Origin of the sequence: Microbacterium azadirachtae (assembly GCF_000956505.1) — a bacterium.
Classification (GTDB): Bacteria; Actinomycetota; Actinomycetes; order Actinomycetales; family Microbacteriaceae; genus Microbacterium; species Microbacterium azadirachtae_A.
Genome location: NZ_JYIX01000039.1, coordinates 213406 through 232869, shown reverse-complemented (window position 1 = coordinate 232869; position 19464 = coordinate 213406). Strand labels below are relative to the sequence as shown.

At 70.7% G+C, this 19464-nt stretch carries 18 protein-coding genes, 2 tRNA genes and 1 riboswitch; of the genes, 8 read left to right on the top strand and 12 right to left on the bottom strand.

Annotated elements, in window-relative coordinates:
* Nucleotides 1-43: 43 nt before the first annotated feature.
* The 4 genes from RS86_RS20010 to RS86_RS17350 all read right to left on the bottom strand — a co-directional run bounded on the left by RS86_RS20010 (nucleotide 44) and on the right by RS86_RS17350 (nucleotide 4823).
* Complete coding sequence (locus RS86_RS20010; protein WP_082076863.1) at nucleotides 44-2479, bottom strand: HtaA domain-containing protein; 2436 nt, start codon at nucleotides 2477-2479, stop codon at nucleotides 44-46.
* Nucleotides 2480-2646: 167 nt separating this feature from the next.
* The gene (locus RS86_RS17360) at nucleotides 2647-3630 is read right to left on the bottom strand and encodes a biliverdin-producing heme oxygenase (protein WP_045273500.1); all 984 of its coding nucleotides are present in this window, start codon (nucleotides 3628-3630) and stop codon (nucleotides 2647-2649) included.
* Nucleotides 3631-3795: 165 nt separating this feature from the next.
* Nucleotides 3796-3868, bottom strand: a tRNA-Ala gene (locus tag RS86_RS17355).
* An 85-nt stretch (nucleotides 3869-3953) separates the two neighbouring features.
* The gene (locus RS86_RS17350) at nucleotides 3954-4823 is read right to left on the bottom strand and encodes a hypothetical protein (protein WP_045273499.1); all 870 of its coding nucleotides are present in this window, start codon (nucleotides 4821-4823) and stop codon (nucleotides 3954-3956) included.
* A gap of 134 nt (nucleotides 4824-4957) precedes the next feature.
* Here RS86_RS17350 and RS86_RS17345 point away from each other — a divergent pair, with 134 nt between their 5' ends.
* Nucleotides 4958-6334 carry an MFS transporter gene (locus RS86_RS17345; protein ID WP_152642219.1) on the top strand — a complete coding sequence of 459 codons (1377 nt, stop codon included), beginning with the start codon at nucleotides 4958-4960 and terminating at the stop codon, nucleotides 6332-6334.
* A gap of 327 nt (nucleotides 6335-6661) precedes the next feature.
* On the opposite strand, the gene RS86_RS17340 is transcribed toward RS86_RS17345, so the two are convergent.
* Nucleotides 6662-7339, bottom strand: a complete 678-nt coding sequence (locus RS86_RS17340) for a GNAT family N-acetyltransferase (protein ID WP_082076882.1) — start codon at nucleotides 7337-7339, stop codon at nucleotides 6662-6664.
* Nucleotides 7340-7364: 25 nt separating this feature from the next.
* Nucleotides 7365-8261 (bottom strand): UTP--glucose-1-phosphate uridylyltransferase GalU, encoded by an 897-nt coding sequence (gene galU, locus RS86_RS17335; RefSeq protein WP_045273497.1) that lies wholly within the window; start codon nucleotides 8259-8261, stop codon nucleotides 7365-7367.
* A 72-nt stretch (nucleotides 8262-8333) separates the two neighbouring features.
* Between galU and RS86_RS17330 the strand changes: the two genes are divergently transcribed.
* From RS86_RS17330 to mscL, 3 genes are read left to right on the top strand one after another with little or no spacing between them, the layout of a single operon-like run.
* On the top strand, nucleotides 8334-8924 hold the full coding sequence (locus RS86_RS17330) for a 5-formyltetrahydrofolate cyclo-ligase (protein ID WP_045273496.1): 591 nt from the start codon (nucleotides 8334-8336) through the stop codon (nucleotides 8922-8924).
* Between the two features lie 28 nt (nucleotides 8925-8952).
* Nucleotides 8953-9228: an FmdB family zinc ribbon protein gene (locus RS86_RS17325; protein ID WP_045273495.1), complete on the top strand. Its 276-nt coding sequence runs from the start codon at nucleotides 8953-8955 to the stop codon at nucleotides 9226-9228.
* Nucleotides 9229-9256: 28 nt separating this feature from the next.
* Entirely contained in the window at nucleotides 9257-9667 is a 411-nt protein-coding gene (gene mscL, locus RS86_RS17320; RefSeq protein WP_045273494.1) for a large conductance mechanosensitive channel protein MscL, read from the top strand.
* Between the two features lie 103 nt (nucleotides 9668-9770).
* On the opposite strand, the gene RS86_RS17315 is transcribed toward mscL, so the two are convergent.
* Both RS86_RS17315 and RS86_RS17310 read right to left on the bottom strand, forming a co-directional pair.
* Nucleotides 9771-10004 (bottom strand): hypothetical protein, encoded by a 234-nt coding sequence (locus RS86_RS17315; protein WP_235281818.1) that lies wholly within the window; start codon nucleotides 10002-10004, stop codon nucleotides 9771-9773.
* Nucleotides 9997-13695, bottom strand: coding sequence for an ATP-binding protein (locus RS86_RS17310; RefSeq protein WP_045273493.1), 3699 nt, complete (start codon nucleotides 13693-13695; stop codon nucleotides 9997-9999). The genes RS86_RS17315 and RS86_RS17310 overlap by 8 nt, the downstream gene beginning before the upstream one ends.
* A 160-nt stretch (nucleotides 13696-13855) precedes the next feature.
* Between RS86_RS17310 and RS86_RS17305 the strand changes: the two genes are divergently transcribed.
* From RS86_RS17305 to RS86_RS17290, 4 genes are all read left to right on the top strand, one after another.
* Nucleotides 13856-14413, top strand: coding sequence for a methylated-DNA--[protein]-cysteine S-methyltransferase (locus RS86_RS17305; RefSeq protein ID WP_045273492.1), 558 nt, complete (start codon nucleotides 13856-13858; stop codon nucleotides 14411-14413).
* A gap of 215 nt (nucleotides 14414-14628) precedes the next feature.
* Nucleotides 14629-15483 carry a LuxR C-terminal-related transcriptional regulator gene (locus RS86_RS17300; protein ID WP_045273491.1) on the top strand — a complete coding sequence of 285 codons (855 nt, stop codon included), beginning with the start codon at nucleotides 14629-14631 and terminating at the stop codon, nucleotides 15481-15483.
* A gap of 43 nt (nucleotides 15484-15526) precedes the next feature.
* Nucleotides 15527-15591: riboswitch (guanidine-III (ykkC-III) riboswitch) on the top strand.
* 11 nt (nucleotides 15592-15602) lie between these two features.
* Nucleotides 15603-15929, top strand: coding sequence for a DMT family transporter (locus RS86_RS17295; protein ID WP_045273490.1), 327 nt, complete (start codon nucleotides 15603-15605; stop codon nucleotides 15927-15929).
* A gap of 54 nt (nucleotides 15930-15983) precedes the next feature.
* Entirely contained in the window at nucleotides 15984-16328 is a 345-nt protein-coding gene (locus RS86_RS17290; RefSeq protein ID WP_045273489.1) for a histone-like nucleoid-structuring protein Lsr2, read from the top strand.
* A gap of 135 nt (nucleotides 16329-16463) precedes the next feature.
* Here the strand turns inward: RS86_RS17290 and RS86_RS17285 are convergent.
* The 4 genes from RS86_RS17285 to RS86_RS17270 all read right to left on the bottom strand — a co-directional run bounded on the left by RS86_RS17285 (nucleotide 16464) and on the right by RS86_RS17270 (nucleotide 19263).
* A tRNA-Arg gene (locus RS86_RS17285) sits at nucleotides 16464-16537 on the bottom strand.
* A 30-nt stretch (nucleotides 16538-16567) separates the two neighbouring features.
* Nucleotides 16568-17065: an HNH endonuclease gene (locus RS86_RS17280; RefSeq protein ID WP_045273488.1), complete on the bottom strand. Its 498-nt coding sequence runs from the start codon at nucleotides 17063-17065 to the stop codon at nucleotides 16568-16570.
* 291 nt (nucleotides 17066-17356) lie between these two features.
* On the bottom strand, nucleotides 17357-18193 hold the full coding sequence (locus RS86_RS17275) for a M23 family metallopeptidase (RefSeq protein WP_082076881.1): 837 nt from the start codon (nucleotides 18191-18193) through the stop codon (nucleotides 17357-17359).
* Between the two features lie 236 nt (nucleotides 18194-18429).
* A complete protein-coding gene (locus tag RS86_RS17270) occupies nucleotides 18430-19263 on the bottom strand; it encodes a M23 family metallopeptidase (RefSeq protein ID WP_082076862.1) in 834 nt (277 codons plus the stop codon).
* Nucleotides 19264-19464: the final 201 nt, after the last annotated feature.

The following is a 19464-nucleotide window of genomic DNA, read 5'->3' as shown; positions in this document are numbered from 1 at the left end:
GCCCGCCCGTCATCCGTCGGGCGGGCATCCGTCATCGGTTCGATCAGGCCGCGCGACGGCGGCGGATGGCGACCAGGGTCAGACCGGCGAGGAGCATCAGGACGCTCATCGCGATCGGGAAGGCCGGCGAGTCGCCGCCGGTCATCGCGAGCGATCCGCTCGCCGCATCCGTCGTCTCGTCGCAGGGCGTCTGCGCGCCGAGCTCGACACGGAACGAGACCGGGTCGAGCGCCGTGCCGGCGCCGTAGAACCCGGCGAACGCCGTCGCACCCGCGCTGGTGAGGGTGGCACGAGCGCCCTGCACCGACACGCTCGATCCGGAGATCGCGGCGGACCCGAACGACAGGTCGGCGAAGTGCACGGTGCCGCTCGTCGCCGGCTTGCCGGTGGTGTCGGTCGAGGTCACCTGCGCGTAGAGCGCCGCGGATCCCGACCCGTTGAGCACGATCGTCGGCGAGGCGAGCCGGAAGTCCAGCAGGCCGTTGTGCCCTGTCGCGGTGATCGCGCCGGAGAAGACGATCCGTCCTCGCACGCCCGAGTCCGTGTTCAGCGCGCCGCTGCTCGCGGAGAAGGATCCTCCGGAGAAGGCGCCCTTCGCGATGGGACCCTCGACGTACGAGCGGAAGCTCTGCTTGAGGCCCCAGTCGAGGCTGCCGCCGTCGACCACCCGTGCGATGCACGCGGGGATCGTCGGGCCGGTCTCCGCGGGAGTCGAGGGCGTGACCACCGGGGGCTTCGGACTCGGCGCCTCGCCGACGGTGAAGGCCCGGGTCACGAACGCGACCTCCGGTGCGGGCTGGACATCGCGGAACACCTGCAGCTCGTGCGCGCCGGCCGGGAAGTCGGCCGGGACCGTCCACGTCGTGCGCGCGACGCCGGAGGCGTCCGCGACGGCACGGCCGGCATCGATCGGGTCGGAGTGCACCTCGAAGCGCACCGCGTCGCCTTGCTTCAGGTCCGAGACCCGGAACGTGACGGTGTCGCCGGGGCGCGCCTGCACACCGACGGGGAGGATGATCTCGACCGTGGGCCGAGGCTCGGGCTGCACCGGACGATCGCCGCGGAAGTCGAGCGTCACGCCGATCTCCTGGGCGGCGTTCTTCTGTCCGCCCGCCGCGTAGGTGTAGACGCCGTAGGTGCCGGCCGCGCCGTCGGCGGGCTTGAGCGTCGTCCGCCAGGTGAAGGATCCGTCGGATGCGAGCTCCACCCACTGCGCGCGCACCGTCTCGCGGTACTGCGCCGGGATCGCATCGAGCGTCGCGGCGGTCAGCGCCCACCCCTGGGTGGCGACCTTGCGCATGGTGGACGCCGCTCCCTGCGAGGGGCGCCAGTCGGCGCCGAAGCTGCCGAACACGACGTAGTCGCCCTGCGGAAGGGTCGCGGGCACGGGCACGCCGCGCCCGCCGACGTTGGCCGCCGGATCGAAGCCGGTGCCCTTCACCACGATCTCGTCACCGGTGTAGAGCGGCGTCCCACCGGCAGGCGTGACGCCGTCGGCGAGGAAGACCTGGACGGCCGGGGTGAATGTGACTGGCTCGGGCTCGGTCGTGCGCCCCTTCACCGTCACTGTGACGACGTTCGACGCGGAGGACTGGAACGCTGCCCGGTCGTCCGGGGCGAAGCTCGCGCTGACGGCGTGCCCGCCCGCCGTCAGGCCGGAGGCGGTGATCGACGCGGATCCGCTCGCGACCGCCGCGGTTCCGATGATGCCGTCGCCGTCGCGGAAGGTCACCGTCCCCGCGGCAACCGGCGACACGGCGGCGGTCAGCAGGGTGCTGCCGCCCTCGTCGAACGTATCGGGCGCGGCGGTGAGCACGGTGGCGGTCGGCGCGGCCGGTGCACTCACGGTCGCGGTCAGGGTGAGCGGATCCAGCGCCGTTCCGGCCGCGTAGAAGCCGCCGAAGGCCGCGGCGCCGTCCGCGGTGAGCGTGACCGGCGCGTTCGCCCAGGTGTAGGTCGCCCCGGAGACCTGCGGGGATCCCAGGGCGACGGTGGCGAACTCGACGGCGTTGCGGGTGAACAGCTCGCCGGGCTCGGTGGTGCTCTTGAACTCGCGTCCCGTCACGTCGAGCAGCAGCGTGGCCCCGCCGCCGGACACGACGATCTGCGGGTGCGTGAAGGTCAGATCCAGCGCGTTCACGCCGTTCATCGCGTGCCCGGTGAAGTGCACGCCGTCCCCCGCGCCGAACTCGACGGAGGCGTCCGCCAGGTCGGCGGAGGCGCTGCCGCTGCCGCCCGACCAGTGGAAACCGGCACCGGTGGACCCGACGGTCTGCACCTGGCCGTGGGCGATCGGGCTCTTCACGTAGCCGACGAACGAGGACTTCACCCCCCAGTCCAGAGTGGCTTCGGACACGGTGCTGTCGGTGGGCGCCGCAACGGCGGCCACGGGGGCCAGCAGCGCACCGACGGCAAGGGCCGCAGAGGTGACGAGGGTGAGCAAGGCTCTCGGCCTTCGCACGGGACTGATGGTGTTCACGACGGACTGTTCTCCTCACAGGAGGTCGATCTCAGAGTGGACGGATGGAGGTTCAGCAGATTCTCAACCTCTACTTAGGTTAGCCTCACCTAATCACGCCGCGCAAACCACGAAGCCCCCGACCGCAGGGCCGGGGGCTTCGGAGAGTCGTGCGAGTCGGATCCTCGTCAAGCGGACAGCTGCGCCGCTCCGAGATCGAGGAACACGTCCGTGTTGAATCGGTACGCCGCCCGCACTTCGTCGAACATCCGCCCCTGCTCGTCGGCGTCGAGGCGCTCCCCCAGCTCGTCCAGCACGCGCCGGTACGAGTCCTTGAACACGGCAGGATCCCCCACCGCGGCGAAGTCGTAGAACGCGATCCCGTCGCCGTCGAGACCGAACCGTCCGGCCACGCGACGCGCGATCGCCTGACCGCCGGACAGGTCTCCGAGATAGCGGGTGTAGTGATGGGCGACGACACCCGCAAGCCAGCCTTCGCCCGCAAGCTCACGGATCCGCCCGGCGTAGGCCGCCGTCGCCGGAACCGGCCTGATCCCGGCGCGCCAATCCGAGCCGAGCAGGTGGGCGAGATCGCGCTCGAGCGCGGCCACGCGTCCGAGCCCCTCCGGGTGCAGCGCCGCAAGGAGCGGATCGGCGGCGAGCAGGCGTGCGGCGTCGTCGAGCGCCTCGTAGAGGAACCAGTGCTGAGCGGCGAGCTCCGCGTACTCGCGCAGGCCGCTCCGGCCGCGCATGATGTCGCTCATGAACGTGGCACCCTCACTGTCCCCATGATCGCTCCACGTCGCCTCGCGGAGCCGGCGGGCGAAACCGTCCGGAGCACCCTCCGTGCCGCCGTGCCCGTGCGGCGCCGGTGCATGCTCTTCGCGCGCAGGTACGCCGAGTCGCTCACAGGCCGCGCGATGGAGCATCACCGTGGCACGGCGGATCTGCGATCGCTCGGCGAGCGGAGCACCCGGCCACGGCACGACGAGCTCGTGCTCGCCGTCGGCATCCGCGACCCGCCAGCGCCCCGCATCGGCGTCGAGCCCGATCATCGACGCCGATACGGCGGCGGGGTGCCCGAAGGCGCGCGCGATCAGAACGTTGTCGTCGGCGTGGTCGCCGTTCATGTGGGCGGTCACCGCGGTGACGACGGCATCATCGAAAGACATGGTGATCTCCTTGGTTAGGTAAGGCTAACCAATTCAATCACGAGACGAGAGCCGAGCACAGCGCCGCGTCGCGGGCCGCCATCAGCTCGCCTCGCCTCGACGCCGGCGGAGGTGCAGACAACACGACGAAGGCCCCGAGCGACTGCTCGGGGCCTTCTGTTCCGGTGGACCCAGGGGGATTCGAACCCCCGACCTCTTCATTGCGAACGAAGCGCGCTACCAACTGCGCCATGGGCCCGTGAACCAGATCAGCCTAGCACGGGCATGCGGGCGCACTCGGCATCGGCGGCCGTCACGGCGCCCGCCGGGCGTGTCGGATCCGCTCAGCCCGCGGCGCGCTGGGCGAGCAGCTGGCGCACGTGCGCCTCGATCTCGGCGTCGTCGACGTAGCCCATGCGCGCATACGGCGAGTCCTGCGCGACGGCCGGAGCGGGCAGCTCCGCGGGCGCCGGCGGAGCGAGCTCATCGGCCTTGCGCTGCAGCTCCGCGGCGCGGGCCGCCTCGCGGGCGAGGGTCTGGGCGTCGATCGTGGCGCGGGCCGCGTGCGCGCGGGAACCGGCGACCGAGACGAGGGGTTCCGGCAGCGTGCGCGGCGTCCAGGTGCGTGGCCCTTGATCGTGCAGCTCCGCCTCCCTGGCCGGCATGTCCTTCGCCTCGGGCTGCGCCACCAGGCGCGCCGCACGCCGAGCGGTGCGACGGGCGACCGCCGCCATCCGCTGCAGCATGAGCAGGGCGAGCAGCGCGACCGCGCCGCCGGCCCAGAGCAGGAAGGAAGATCCGGCGGCCATCAGCTGCCAGACGCCGACGCCCACCGCACCCAGCGCGAGGACGAAGAGCACCGTTGCGGTGAGCCGGGTCCGGCGACGGGCGCGCGCGCGACGGAAAGCAGGATCGGCGTGCGTGGCGGCGAGCTGCTCGCGCAGCCGCTGCAGATCCGCCTGCTCGCGGTCCGTCTGCAGTCGCCTGGCCAGCTTCTGCTGCGCGAGCGCGGTGCGGGCGTTCAGCTCGAGCTCCACCTCGCGGGGCGCCTCGCTGGTCTCCGCGAGCACGCGCAGGGCGCGGTTCAGGCGCAGCGCATTGCGCTCGGCGGCGTCGTACTGGTGCTGCCCCCGCCACGAAGGCAGGAAATAGAGCAGCCACAGCAGCGCCGCGACCAGGACGATCACGCCCCCGCTCAGCACCGGCCCGTTCATGCCCTCCACGGTATGCGACAGGCCGCTCGCGACCGTGCCGACACGCGCACGCCGACCCCACGCAGGCCGGATGCAGGCTCCCGCCACCCCCTGCATCGGCCCCGATGTCCCCACCGGCGAGTAGGGTCGGGCTCGTGGCCTCGTTCACCCCTCTGCAGCGGCTCGTCATCTCGGTCGCCGTGCTCGCATCGTTCGTCACGTTCCTCGACGGCACCGTGGTCACGGTCGCTCTGCCCGCGATCAGCCGCGAGTTGGGCGGTGGCATCACCACGCAGCAGTGGGCGGTCGACGCCTATCTCATCACCCTCAGCGCCCTGATCCTGCTCGCCGGATCCGTCTCCGACGCCTACGGACGGGTGCTGGTGATGCGGATCGGGCTCATCGCGTTCGGGATCGCATCGGTCGCCGTCGCGGTCGCCCCCACTCCCCTGGTGCTGATCGTCGCGCGCGCCGCACAGGGGGCTGCGGGTGCGCTGCTCGTGCCGAGCTCGCTCGCGCTCATCACCGCCGTCATGCGCGGCGAGGTGCAGTCCAGGGCGATCGGGGTGTGGACGGCCTTCACCACGGCCGCGCAGCTGGTCGGACCGCTGCTCGGCGGGCTGTTCGTGGATCTGCTCTCCTGGCGCTTCGTGTTCCTGATCAACGTGCTTCCCATCGGCGTCACCCTCGTGCTCCTCGGCCGACTCCGCCTGCCAGAGCACGAGCGCACCACGCAGGTGGACTGGCTCAGCGGAGCGCTCTGCGCCATCGGCCTCGGCGGCGTCGTCTACGCGCTCATCGAGCAGCCGCACCAGGGCTGGGGCTCCCCCGTGATCCTCATCACCGCGATCGGCGGCGCCGCGCTGCTGATCTTCTTCCTACTGCGCCAGCGCCGCCCGCACCCGCTCATGCCGCTGTCGCTGTTCCGCGTGCGCAACTTCGCGTGGGGCAACCTGTCGACGCTCTTCGTCTACGCCGCACTGTCGCTGAACGGCTTCGTGATCGGCGTGTACCTGCAGCAGGGCGCCGGGCTCAAGGCCACGGAGGCGGGCCTCGCGAGCCTGCCGATCACGATCCTGATGATCCTGCTCAGCTCGCGCGTCGGCCGGCTGGCGGGCAAGCTGGGGCCCCGGCTGTTCATGGCGGCCGGCCCCCTGGTCATGGCGGCGGGTGCGCTCCTGCTGCTCCTCGTCTCGGAGCACTTCGACTACTGGTGGCAGGTGCTGCCGGCGATGATCGTCCTCGGCATCGGCCTCTCGCTGACCGTCGCCCCTCTCACGTCGGCGATCCTCGGATCCATCGAGGAGAGCCGGTCCGGCATCGCCTCCGCCGTCAACAACGCCGTCTCCCGTGTGGCCGGGTTGCTCGTGGTCGCGATGCTCTCCACGATCGTCGGCGGAACCCTGAACCTCGCCGGCTTCCACAGCGCGACCTGGGTCACCGCCGCCCTGTTCACGATCGGCGGGATCGTGTCGTGGATCGGGATCCGCCGCCCCGTCCCCGAGGCCGTGCCCGAGCCCGCCGAGGGCTGAGCGCCCGCCCGGCACGCCGAGCCCACTTACGCCGACTGTCGCCGACGCCCCCTCGCAGCACCCACGCCCCCTCGCACGCACGTACCTACGGAGGGGCACCGACGCTGCGAGGGGGCGTCGACGCATCCCAGGCTCGTGCGAAGTGCGGACCGCCGTCAGCCTGGACCCGGTGGCGAGCCCGGCGTGCGCCACGTGTGGCGCGCATGCGCGCCTACTGTCGTCGAGGCCCCCTCGCAGCGCCCACGCCCCCTCGCACGCACGTACCTACGGAGGGGCACCGACGCTGCGAGGGGGCCTCGACGCATCCCCGGCTCGTGCGAACCGAAGTCAGCCCTGCATCCCGCGCTCGCGATGCAGCCCCGCATCGCCCGGCAGGCCGGCATCGCCCAGCGCTGCGGTCGAGGGCAGATCCGTCGCCGGCACCGCTCCCCAGTCCGCGGGGACGCGCCCCGACGCCCAGCGGCTCAGCACGCCCTCCGGCACGTCCTCGCGCACGAGCGAGAACGCGAGGTGGTCGCGCCAGTCGCCGTCGATGTGGATGAACCGACGGCGCATCCCCTCATAGCGGAAGCCGAGCTTCTGCACGACCCGCAGGCTCGGCCGGTTCTCCGGCCGCAGGCAGATCTCGATCCGGTGCAACCCCAGCTCGTTGAACGCGAGGTCGGTCGCCATCGCGACGGCGGCGGGAGTGATCCCGTGCCCCGCGAAGCGCTCGCTCACCCAGTAGCCGATCGTCGCGGAGCACAGGGATCCACGCATGACGCCCCAGATGTTGAGCTGACCCGCGATCTTGCCGTCGTACTCCATCACGAACGGATAGCCGGTGCCGTCACGGTACTGCTGCAGCAGGCGCCGGATGCTCACCCGCATGTCGATGCCCGTCTGCAGGCCGGGCAGCGTGGCCTCCCACGGCTGCAGCCAGCGCCGGTTGGTGATCAGCTCGTGCTGCAGCGAGCGCGCGTCCTTGGCCCGGATGAGCCGCAGCTCGACCGGTCCGTGCCGCATCGGTGCCGAGACGTCCACGTTCCGCTCAGATCCTCTCCGTGTACTCCTTGAGCCAGACTCGCAGGTCCGGCCCGAGGTCGTCGCGGTCCGCGGCGAGCTGCACGATCGCCTTGATGTACTCCAGCCGGTCGCCGGTGTCATACCGTCGTCCGCGGAAGATCACGCCGTGCACGCCGGGACCGTCGGGATCCGCTGCGAACTCCTGCAGCGCGTCGGTGAGCTGGATCTCTCCGCCCTTGCCCGGCGGCGTGCGCTCGAGGATCTCGAAGATCGAGGGCGGCAGCACGTAACGGCCGATGACCGCGAGGTTCGACGGCGCCTCCTCGCGCGTGGGCTTCTCGACCAGCCCCGTGACGCGCCGGACATCGTCCGACGCCCCCTCCGGGATGCCGTCGGGATCAGCCGTGCCGTACAGGTGGATCTGGTCGGGATCCACCTCCATGAGCGCGATCACCGCCGCGCCGCTCCGCTCGTGCTCGGCGATCATCGCGGTCAGCAGCGGGTCGCGCTCATCCATGAGGTCGTCGCCGAGCAGGACGACGAAGGAGCTGTCTCCGACATGCGTGCGGGCGCGGAGCACCGCATGTCCGAGGCCCTTGGGCTCGCCCTGGCGCAGGTAGTGGATGTCGGCCATGTCGCTGGACGCGACGACGCGGGCGAGCCGGCGGTGATCGCCCTTCTGAGTCAGCTTGCCCTCGAGCTCCGGCATCTGGTCGAAGTGATCGGAGATCGCGTTCTTGTTGCGGCCGATGATGACGAGGATGTCGTCGATGCCCGCCGCCACGGCCTCCTCGACCACGTACTGGATCGCGGGCTTGTCGACGACGGGGAGCATCTCCTTGGGCATCGCCTTCGTCGCGGGCAGGAAGCGCGTGCCCAGGCCGGCCGCGGGGATGACCGCCTTGATGCGTGCCTTCGTCATCTGCTCAGCTTACGGGCGCGGAGCGACTTCGGGCTGGAGCGGGCTCAGCGGCTCCCCGGTAGAATCGAGGCCATGCCGGGCGATATCGACCATGCGAAGCGCGCGCTGCGCGCCGATCTGCGCGAGCGCCGCAACCTGCTGTCGGACCAGCAGCGCGCCGCCGCCGAGACCGCCCTCACGGCGCGACTCGACCAACTGATCGCCGCGACCGGCGCTCGTTCGATCTCCTGCTTCCTCTCCACCACGACCGAGCCCGGCACGCGCGCGTTCATCCGCGCGGCTCTCACCCGGGGCATCCGGGTGCTGCTGCCGATCACCCGCGAGGACGGCCTGCTCGACTGGGCGGTGGCCGGATCCGACGAGGAGATCACGATGGGTCTGCACGGGCTGCCGGAGCCCACCGGCGAGATCCTCAACCCGATGGCGCTGGACGAGGTGGATCTGCTGCTGATCCCTGCAGCCGCCGTCGACCGCACCGGGATGCGGATGGGCTGGGGACGCGGCTACTTCGACCGCACGCTCGGCTCGATGCAGAAGTGCCCTCCCGTGTACGCCGTCGTCTTCGACTCCGAGATCCTCGACGACGTGCCCCACGACGTGCACGATCAGCCGGTCACCGGCGCCGTCACGCCGCTGCGCACCGTCGTCTTCCCTCTGACCTGACCCTCCGAACCGAGACCTGCGAGGCCCCATGCCCACCTACTCCTACGCCTGCACCGCCTGCGGGCACCGCTTCGACGCCGTGCAGTCGTTCTCCGACAGCACCCTCACCGAGTGCCCCGAATGTCAGGGCCGCCTGCGCAAGGAGTACGGATCGATCGGCGTGACCTTCAACGGCTCGGGCTTCTATCGCACCGACTCGCGTGCGGGATCTGGGGTTTCCTCCTCGACGGGGGCATCATCGAAGTCGGAATCGACGGCGAGCGCCACACCTGCGCCCGCCTCCGCACCGGCCTCTGGATCCTGAGGCCGACCATTCAGGGGAGAGAAAAAGCATGATCAAGGGCTTCAAAGACTTCATCCTTCGCGGGAACGTCATCGATCTGGCCGTCGCGGTCGTCATCGGCGGCGCGTTCACTGCGGTCGTCACTGCCATCGTCGACAGCATCATCAACCCGATCGTCGCCCTGTTCTACCAGCCGGACAAGAATGGCAACTTCGGCCCGACGATCCACGGCATCTACAACCAGCCGGTCACGTTCCCGATCGGCGGCCTCATCACCGCGGTGATCAGCTTCCTCGCAGTGGCGCTCGTCGTCTACTTCGTGTTCGTCGTCCCCATGAACCACTTCAAGGAGCGCCAGGCGGCGAAGGCCGGCCTGCCCGAGGACGCCGAAGCAGTGCCGACCGAGCAGGAGCTGCTCATCCAGATCCGCGACCTGCTCGAGAAGCAGAAGTCGGCCTGATCGGACTGGTTGCTGAGCGCGGAGCGCAGCGACAGGACGAAGCACCGACGCCCCGGCGCCCTCGTGGCGACCGGGGCGTCGTCGTCGGCGCGCGTCCGGCGCCTCAGTAGTGCGGCGGGACCTCGCGGCGCAGCGCCGCGTCGTTCGGACCCGAGGCGCCCTTGGCCCCGGCGCCGGACTCGCGGTCGCGCTCGTCGGGTTCGGCGTGCGTGCCGGGGGCGGGTGTCAGGCGCGCGCGGCGCGACCCTCGCACGCGCACGACGCGCTGCCGGGATCCCGAGTCGGCGGAATCCGCCTCGGCCGGCTCTGGCGACACGGACGGTTCGTCGTCAGGCATCGTCCACATCGAGCGGCTGGGTGTCGCCGTCCACGCGCGGTGCGTCGAGGGGCACCCCGAGCACCTCGCCGATCCGGCGCGCGACCCCGGCGGGATCGCTGTACAGATCGAAGGCGTGCACGCGGATGTAGTGCCATCCCAGCCGCCGCAGCACCTGGGGGCGCAGCCGCAGGGTCTCGCGGAGCGATTCGGCACGCGACTCCGGATCCGGCTCGATCACGACCGCCTTGCCGGCGTGCTGCGCCACGAGCGGCAGCAGACCGCGGTAGTCGACGTCGACCGAGACCCCGATACGGCGCAGCTCACGGGCGAGCGCGAGGGTCAGCGGATCCGCCTGGTCCTCGGCGCGCTCCTCGCGGGCGTGCCCGGCGAGATCGCCGAGGATCGACATGAGCGTGGCCGCGCCGTGATCCAGGCGCCCCTCGTCGAACGAGGACGGACGGATCGACGACACGATCACCATCGAGCGACGCGCCCTGGTCATGCCGATCGTGAGCAGGCGATCGCCGTCGGGAGAAGACAGGTCGCCGAAATCGCTGAGCACGCGGCCGTGCTTGGTGACGCCGTAGCCGAGCGAGAAGACGACGCGGTCGCGGCTCTCGGCAGCGGCCTCCTCGAGCGTCAGCACGATGAAGGGCTCCTGCGTGTCCCTGCCGACGAACTCGGCCACGTCGCTGCGGCCCGCGAAGGCGATCGACACCGCGGCGAAGACCCGCTCGGCGTGCGTGCGGCTGGCCGTGACGACCATGAGCGACTCCGTGGGGCGGTGCACCGCATGCTCGACCACGAGCGTCACGATGCGCGCGACCTCGGCCTCGGGACTCTCCATCGCGCCCGTCTCGGGGTGCGGGATGCCCACACCGCCCTCGACATAGTCCACCGTCAGCGATCCGCGGCCGAGGTAGGACCCCGCCCACGGCAGCGACACGATCTCGCCGCCGTAGAAGGCGTCGTTGATGAGCGAGGCCAGATCCTCGCCGCCGGCGCGGTAGCTGCGCGTCAGCGTGACCACGGGCAGCAGCTCGGAGAGGCGCTCGAACACCGAGACGTCGTCGAACGGCTCCTCCTCGTCGCGGTCCTCCGCGGGCATCGTGGCGACCTGGAACGCGGTCGGCTTCTGCAGCACGGGGTCGCCGAATGCGACGATCTGACGGGCGCGGCGGATCGCCGGCGTCGCCTCCGCGAGGTTGATCGCCGCGGCGTCGACGAGGATCACGGCGTCGAACTCCACGGAGTCCGGCAGATCCGGCACCTGATAGGGCGAGGCGATCCACACCGGCGCGAGCACGCGCATGAGCGTGGGGGCCGCGGCCACGAGCTCGGCGACCGTGGTGCGGTGCTGCGTGAGCCCGTGTCGGAGGTTCTGCGCCTCCGCGGCCTCGTCCACGATCGAGATCCGCCACTGGCCGCTCAGCTGCCAGGCGAGCAGCGGGCCGGCAGCCCCGGCGTGCGCCTCGTCCACGAGGCGGAAGTCGCGCTCGAGCTGGTCGACGACCGAGGTGTTCGCCCCCAGCAGGGAGCGGTTCTGTCTCAGCGCCTGCTCGAGCAGGGACTGCCACCAGGCGTACTCCAGCTCCGCGCCCACCCGATCCTCCGAGAGGTGCCGGGTGGACAGGTCGATGAGGAGCGGCTCGAGCCCGAGCCCAGCCAGCTCGTCGCGGATGCGGGCGCGCTCGATGAGGTTGTCGAAGACGTCCGACTTGGCTGCGAGTCCGGCGAGCGTGCGCAGCAGGCGCGCGACCGGAAGCGTCGCGAGCGGCTCGCGGCGTCCCAGAGCCGTGTCGAGCTCGGCGAGCTGCGCATCGACGTCGCGCCAGGCGACGGACACGTCGGCGAGTCCGAGCGGCACCTCTGGTGCGACGCCGGCATCGACATAGCGCTGCCATTCGGTGCGCTGGGACTGGATGCGCGTGAGCGCGTCGTGCATGTCTCCCACGTGCGCACCGGGGCGCACGTACTCCTTGGCGAGCTGGCGCAGCCGACGACGATTCGCGCCGGTCATCGCCGCGCTGTCCCGGCGGCTGCCATGCGCCTTGATGAGCTCCCCGAGCGGCCGCTCGAACACGGCAGGAGTGAAGTGGTCGAGCGAGTCGCGGATCCCCCGGAGCAGGCGCAGGTACTCGCCGAGCTCCGTGATCGTCGCGAACGGGCGCATGTGCGTCTGGGCGACGAGTTCGTAGCCCAGCTCGAGCAGCTCCGGCACGGTGCGCGCGTGCAGGGTCTCGGCGAGCGCGTGCACGCGGTGCGCTTCGTCCGACGAGGAGAACACGACCCCGTACCAGGGCGAGTCGTCGGGCCCGAACCGGAACTCCCCCAGCCGCGCGGCCTGCGCCAGCGCCTCGGCGGCGTGCGTGCGGTCCTCCGCGAGGTTCTGCAGCGCGGGGCGTCCGAGCCGCGCCGTCGTGGTCGGCGGCGTCGGGAGCAGCGCCAGCCGGGTGAGCATGCGGGTCGCGTCGAGCACGCTCGCGCCCAGCGCAGGATCCGTCTCGGTCAGCGCGCGGCGGTAGTCGCGCAGCACCGTCCGCAGCCGCAGCAGGGCGTCGTCGATCTCGGCCAGTTTGGGGGCCGCGGCCTTCTCGTTGCGCCCGATCGCGCGCACCAGATCCCGGCGCACCGAGGCCGGCGAGACGGCGAACCCGTCCAGCCCGATCCCGCTCAGGCGGTGCCGCACGCCGTCGAGCGTCGAGCGGCGGGGAGAGACGACGAGCACGCGCTTGCCCGCGCGCACCAGCTCGCCGATCGCGTTGATCACGGTCTGCGTCCCGCCGGTTCCGGGGAGCGTCGAGACCGTGAGGGAATGTCCTGCCGCGATCCGGGCGAGCACCTGCTCCTGCTCGTTGTCGGCATCGAGCAGGAGGTTGTCCGAAGCCGGGGCGCGGTCATCGGGCCCGGCCGTGGACGGCTGCGGTCCCGGCGCCGAGACGCGCTCGCGGTCGGCCGCGTGGCCGGCCAGGGCGTTGAGCATCGGGTGGTCGAGGTCGTGCGCGTCGCGGGCCATCGCGGTGCCGACGTCGGCGAACGTGGACACCATCATGCGCGGCTGCACCGAGAACGTGTCGACGGATGAGGTGGCCGCGCGCAGCATGTCGATCGCCGGCTGCGGCGCGAACACGCCGTTCTGGTAGGCGAGCGCTGCGAGGCGGGCGTCGTCGATTGTGATCCCGAAGTGATCGCGCGCGATGCGCACGAGCTCGGGGTTGAGGAAGAACTGCCCGTGCAGCTTCAGCTCGTAGTCCGCGTAGTGCCGGCGGATCGCGAGCGGACGCAGCAGCATCGGGGCGGCGTAGTCGACGCCGCCGATCCGCCAGGTGCACAGGCCGACCGCGAGGTGCACGGCATCGAGGCCGCGCACGGTGCGCAGCTCGGTGTTCTTCGCCGTGATCCGGTCGGCGGCGAGGCGAGCGCCGCGGAGCCCCACCTCGTCGCGGAACAGGTTGGACAGCAGCGTGGAACGGCCCGTGATGAACTGCGGCAGGCTGCCGGGGTGAGCGCGCGAGATGTCGATCCCGCCCGCGGCGATGTCGCGATAGGCGGTCAGCGGCGAGGGACCCCCGAGCTCTGCTGCTTCCGCCCTGAGACGGGCCCGTTCCGCCGTCGCCGCGTGCACCGCCTGCACGCCCGGCTCTGCCACATCGACGTCGCCGGGCGTCACGGACTTCTCCTCCGCGTTCTTCCCGTCACGTCGCCACACACGACAAAGACTAGGCGTGGTGGATGGGCAGAACCGTCAGATCCACTGGGTTTCGCCGGATTCAGGTGCTTTCCCCCTCCACAGCGGGCCTTTTCCGGATTATTCGCACCGATTGCGGATCCGGCCGTCGTGCGCGCACGCGGTGACCGAGGATGGGTGCATGACCTACCGCTACGACTTCGCCGACACCCCGTTCGGGGACGCGCTGTGTGTGTTCTCCGACGAGGGGCTGGTGGCGTTCGACCTGCCGGAGGGGATGCACCGCGGCTCCCCCTGGGCGCTCGAGGCGACCGCGCGGATGCTGCACGCCGTGCCGGAACCCGATCCTGGTGCGAGCGCGGAGATCGACGAGCTTCTGCACGCGTACTTCTCCGGAGAGCCGATCCGCTTCGATCGGGAGTTCACCCTGGACTGGCGGCTCGCGAACGGGTTCACCCGCGCCGCACTGCAGTCCGTGTGCGAGATCCCCTGGGGCGAGAGCGCGAGCTACGGCGAGATCGCGGCGATGGCGGGCAGTCCGGGTGCCGCCAGGGCGGTGGGGACCGCTTGCAGGAACACACCCTTCTCGATCGTGGTGCCTGTGCACCGCGTGGTGCGCGCGGACGGCTCGCCCGGCGAGTACGGCGCGCATCCCGAACGCAAGCGATACCTCCTCGACTTGGAGGCGGATGCGGCTGCCCGAGCCCGTCCCGTGCACGACGTCCGCCCCGGCGTGTAGGCCGCTGGGGCGGACGCTCTCCCTTTCCAGAGAGGCACTGTCGCTGTGCCGCTATTGCGCCAGCACCCGCACGTTCCGGACGCAGGGGAAATGACGGATCCGGCACGGGCTCCCTCAGCCCCGTCGGCATTCTCCGGCACACCCTCATACCTGCCCGAGTGATAGCGTCGACGCTACAAAACGACGGGGCGGACACCCCGGAAGCTGGTAGTCGGGTGAACTCGTTCGAGACCGTCGGATCCGACGCGGATCTGGTCGCGCAGGCGGTGCGCGAGCTCATCCGGCGCACCCGTTTCCCTGTCGCATTCGGCGGGCTGCTCGACAGCGGCGAAGTCCCCGTCACCGCGATCGTCGGCTCCCGCACGCGGAGCCTCGAGGGGCTCCGCGTGCAGCCGCAGCGCGGGCTCGGCGGGCGCGCGATGATCGAACTGCGCCCGCGCATGACGCACGACTACGGCGCCTCGCAGCAGATCACGCACGACTACGACGGCTTCGTCCTGGGCGAGGGGCTGCGCACCCTGCTCGCGATCCCGGTGATCGTGTCGGGGCGGCCGCGCGGTGTGCTGTACGCGGGAGCGTGGGAGGAGCCGCCGGCGGGTGGGATCACCACCGCCCCGGCGATGCAGATCGCCGATGCGCTCGCCGGTGAACTGCGCATCCGCGAGGAGGTGGAGAGACGCCTGCGCTCGGCGAGCGCGCCCACTCCCCCACCAGCGCTGAGTCCCGCGCACCGCGAGGAGCTGCGGGAGAGTTTCGCCGAGCTGCGATCGATCGCCGCCCTCGTGCCGGATGAGACCGTGCGCGAACGCCTCGGAGAGCTCGAGCGGCGACTGCTGGCCCTGTCCGCACCCTCACCGCTCCCTCGCCTTTCCGAGGTGCGCCTGTCCCCGCGAGAGTTGGACGTGCTGAGCTGCGCGGCCCTCGGGCAGACCAACGCACAGGTGGCCGCCGAGCTGGGACTGCGCGAATCGACGGTGAAGGCGTATCTGGGCACGGCGATGGCGAAGCTCGACGCCCCGACCCGGCATGCCGCCGTCGCGCGGGCGCGGAGGGACGGGCTGATCCCGTGAGCCGGGGTGCCCTGCTCCTGCCCAGGCGGCCGCGGTAGTCTCGACACAGCGCACTGCGCACCCGGACGAGGCGGGCCAGTACCCGGACAGCGAAAAGACTGGCTCTCAGGAGGCCCGCCATGGCGTGGATCGTGCTCATCATCTCCGGAGTCCTCGAGGCCGTCTGGGCGACGGCCCTCGGCAAGGCCGAGGGGTTCACCCGGCTCTGGCCCAGCATCGTCTTCGTGATCGGCCTGGCCGCATCGATGTTCGGGCTGGCCTGGGCGATGCGGGAGATCCCGACCGCCACCGCCTATGCGGTGTGGGTCGGCATCGGAGCCTCGCTCACCGTCATCTGGGCCATGATCACCGGCGATTCCGATGTGTCCTGGATCCGGATCCTGTTGATCCTCGGTCTGGTGGGATGCATTGTCGGATTGAAGTTGATCGATCCGGGACATTCATGACATTCCGCATTCCAATCATTGCCATAGACAATTCCTGCACGTAGATTTGTCGCCATGGCACGCAAAATCGTTCATCAGCTCGTCGACGATATCGACGGTTCCGTTCTTGAGGTGGGCGAGGGCGAGACCGTGCATTTCTCGCTCGACGGCTCCGCCTATGAAATCGACCTGACCAGCGCGCACGCCGCAGACCTGCGCGCGGCGCTCGCTCCGTTCATCGCCTCGGGTCGGCGCACACAGCGCGCGGCGGCCGGCCGTCCGTCCGCGGCGGCCAAGCGCCCGAACCGCAACCCGGAGACCGCGGCGATCCGCTCCTGGGCCGGCGACAACGGCTACAAGCTCTCCGAGCGCGGCCGCATTCCGGCCGATGTGATCGAGGCGTACCGCGCCGCGCACTGATCGCGAAGCATGACAGAAGGGGCCGTCCTGCGGGACGGTCCCTTCTGTTTTGCCGGCGCTCCGCATCTCCATTCGCCTGTCGCGGTCGACAAAGCAGAAGAAGACCACCCCTCCGGGGCGGTCTTCTTCTGCTTGTGCCCCCGACAGGATTCGAACCTGCGACCTGCCCTTTAGGAGAGGGCCGCTCTATCCGACTGAGCTACGAAGGCGCCCTCCCAGTCTAACGAGCGCACGCGGCTCTATGCCGCCATCGCCAGGTAAGGCTCCCAGCGGGGGTCGCCCCGTTCGGATCCGCGCACCGTCCAACCGGTCCCCCGCGGCGGGGCGGGCGTCAGCCGCAGCTCCCAGCCCATCTCCTGCGGGGTGCGGTCGCTCTTGACGTTGTTGCAGCGCAGGCAGCAGGCGACGAGGTTCTCCCAGGAGTTCTTGCCACCGCGCGAGCGCGGCAGCACGTGATCGATGGTGGAGGCCGACTTCCCGCAGTAGCCGCAGCGATTGCCGTCCCGGCGCAGCACTCCGCGTCTCGTGACGGGCGTGTACCGGGCTCTCGGCATCCGCACGTAACGGCTCAGCACGATCACGGCGGGCCGTTCGAAACGTCCGCTCGCCGCCCAGACGGGATCGTCGACGGCGCACTCGACGACGGACGCCTTCTTGTTCATGACCAGCACGATCGCGCGTCTGAACGACACGACCGCGAGCGGTTCGTACCCAGCGTTGAGCACCAGTGTGCGCATCCTGCATCCCTTCGATCCGACCGGGACGGCTTCCCGGTCTCTCGACCGTGCGCAGACGGAGGGTCCGCAGGATACGAAAACGGCGCTGTCTACGAGAGACAGCGCCGTGAACGCACGGGTGATCCGTGCAGATCCTGCGGGCAATGCCGAAGAACGAGTCGACCGAGTGCTTCCGTGGTTCGGATGCTCGGTATTCGTCCCATCGTGTTCCTCCGCCCTTGCGACGACGGAATCAGGCTAACCCATGCCTCGACGACGACGCGGAGAACTTCCGGTGAACGCCGTGTCGGATCAGCGGACGTTGACCTGGAGCCACGCGAGCGGGTCGATCTCGGTGTTGTTCACGAGCACCTCGAAGTGCAGGCAGGATCCGGACACCCAGCCCGTGTTCCCGACCTCGCCCAGGTACTGACCGGCGGTCACGCACTGACCGACCCCGACAGCCCGGCTGCCGTAGTTCATGTGCCCGTACAGCGTGGAGATCGCGGCAGATCCGCTCAGCGCCGGGTGAGCGAGCTCGATCGTCTCGCCGTAGCCGCCGTAGCTGCTCTCGGAGATCGTGACGCAGCCGTCGGCGGCTGCGTAGATCGGAGTGCCGATCGGCGCGGCGAAGTCCTGGCCCATGTGGCTGCGACCGCTGCGGGCCGCGCCGAAGCCGTCGCTCAGCGTGTAGGAGCCGGCCGCCATCGGGTAGATGACCTGCCCGGGATTCGCGATCGGCGCCATGTTGCTGCGGACCGACGCGACGGTCGGCTTGGCGGCTGCGGCTTCCGCCGCGGCCTTGGCGGCGGCGACGGCGGCCGCCTCCGCCTTCTTCTGCTCGATCTCCTGCGGAGTCGTCGCGGTGAAGGAACCGCGCGTGCCGGCGACGGCCGTCGCCTCGGACGCGACGACGATCGACTGCGCGTGGCCGGCGGCGATCTGCTGAGCGGTCGCCGGTGAGGCAGTCGCAGGTGCGGCGCCGGTCGCGAGGGCGGGCAGGGCGATCGCGGTCACCAGTGCTCCCACCGCGGCGAGGACCGCGAAGGTGCGGATCGGGCGCACCACGGATCGGGAGACCGGGTTCTTCGCACGCTTCGGGGTTCGCGTGTCGACGGACGTTTCGGTCTGTTCGATTTCTGCAGCCAAGGGCTTCCTCCAGGCCTCGGCGCCGTGCGTCGGCTCGTCCGCATTCACGTGCACGTCGGGATTTCGACGCACATCAGGATGACCACGGCGGTGACGAGCCGGGAGGCGGCCGCCGAGGTTATCGCCGACGGGCTTCTCGTCGGCGACCTCCCCGACGTTACCCGATCGTGATGAATCTGTCACCCCCTGATCCGGGATGACCGATCCGAGCGACCGGCGGAGACGGCGGATGCCGGTCAGCCCGCGTTCGCGGCGAGCCAGGGCTCGGGGTCGATGACCGAGCCGCCGATGCGCACCTCGAAGTGCAGGTGGGATCCGTAGGAGTTGCCGGTATTGCCGACGAGACCGATGAGCTGGCCCGCGGAGACCTGGTCGCCCGCCTCCACCATGCGGCTGCCGTAGACCATGTGACCGTAGCGGGTCTCCACCATGGTGCCGTTGAGATTGCTCATGATCATCATCGAGACGCCGTATCCGCCGATGCTCTCGGCCGAGGCCGTCACCGTACCGGCGGCGGCGGCGTAGATCGGGGTGCCCTCGGGGGCGATCATATCCCAGCCCTCGTGGCCGCGACCGGAGCCGGGGCCTTCGCCAGGGGTGAAGCTGGTGACCGGGTAGCGCACTGCACCGGAACCCGGGGCGACCAGTGCCATGCCGGCGAGGGACGGACGGGAGCTGCTGGTCGACGCGGTCGACGCGGCGGCGGCAGCAGCAGCCGAAGCGGCCCGCGCTGCAGCGGCTTCTTCGGCCTTGCGCTTCTCGATCTCGTCAGGAGTGGTCGCGGTGAACTGCCCGCGCGTGCTCGGGGCCTGTGTGGCCTCGGACGCGACCACGATCGACTGCGCATTGCCTGCTGCCAGCTGCTCGGTGGTCACCGGAGCGGCATCCGCCGCACCGCTCGTCGAGACGAACGCCGGGAGAGCGATCGCGGCGACCAGGGCGCCGACCGCACCGAGGATGGCGACGGTCCGCACAGGGCGCACGAATGCACTGGACCGGGTCGCGGCCTTCTGGCGCGTGGTGGCGTCGGCGCTCGTCTGGCTCGTGGTCTCGATCGTGGTCTCAGGCAAAGTCTGTCCTCCGGCCTCTGCGCCTCGGGCGCCGGTCCGTCGTCGATCGGGTCGGTCCGCACAGGGTTCGGACGCATGTCTCCCACGGCGGCGACGGGCCGATGAGGCGAGCGCCGTGGAGTCCGTCGACGGGCTTCTGCCGACGGCCCTCTCGACGCTACCGGAAAGTCACGAACGTGTCACGCTGCCCCAAGGATCCGC

Coding starts and splice junctions, on each gene's coding strand:
- RS86_RS17290 (WP_045273489.1), top strand. CDS start 15,984: ATGGCACGCAAAATCGTTCATCAGCTCGTCGACGATATCGACGGTTCC.
- RS86_RS17295 (WP_045273490.1), top strand. CDS start 15,603: ATGGCGTGGATCGTGCTCATCATCTCCGGAGTCCTCGAGGCCGTCTGG.
- RS86_RS17350 (WP_045273499.1), bottom strand. CDS start 4,823: ATGAACGGGCCGGTGCTGAGCGGGGGCGTGATCGTCCTGGTCGCGGCG.
- RS86_RS17330 (WP_045273496.1), top strand. CDS start 8,334: ATGCCGGGCGATATCGACCATGCGAAGCGCGCGCTGCGCGCCGATCTG.
- galU (WP_045273497.1), bottom strand. CDS start 8,261: ATGACGAAGGCACGCATCAAGGCGGTCATCCCCGCGGCCGGCCTGGGC.
- RS86_RS17360 (WP_045273500.1), bottom strand. CDS start 3,630: ATGTCTTTCGATGATGCCGTCGTCACCGCGGTGACCGCCCACATGAAC.
- RS86_RS17325 (WP_045273495.1), top strand. CDS start 8,953: ATGCCCACCTACTCCTACGCCTGCACCGCCTGCGGGCACCGCTTCGAC.
- mscL (WP_045273494.1), top strand. CDS start 9,257: ATGATCAAGGGCTTCAAAGACTTCATCCTTCGCGGGAACGTCATCGAT.
- RS86_RS17315 (WP_235281818.1), bottom strand. CDS start 10,004: ATGCCTGACGACGAACCGTCCGTGTCGCCAGAGCCGGCCGAGGCGGAT.
- RS86_RS17340 (WP_082076882.1), bottom strand. CDS start 7,339: ATGCGGCACGGACCGGTCGAGCTGCGGCTCATCCGGGCCAAGGACGCG.
- RS86_RS17305 (WP_045273492.1), top strand. CDS start 13,856: ATGACCTACCGCTACGACTTCGCCGACACCCCGTTCGGGGACGCGCTG.
- RS86_RS17280 (WP_045273488.1), bottom strand. CDS start 17,065: ATGCGCACACTGGTGCTCAACGCTGGGTACGAACCGCTCGCGGTCGTG.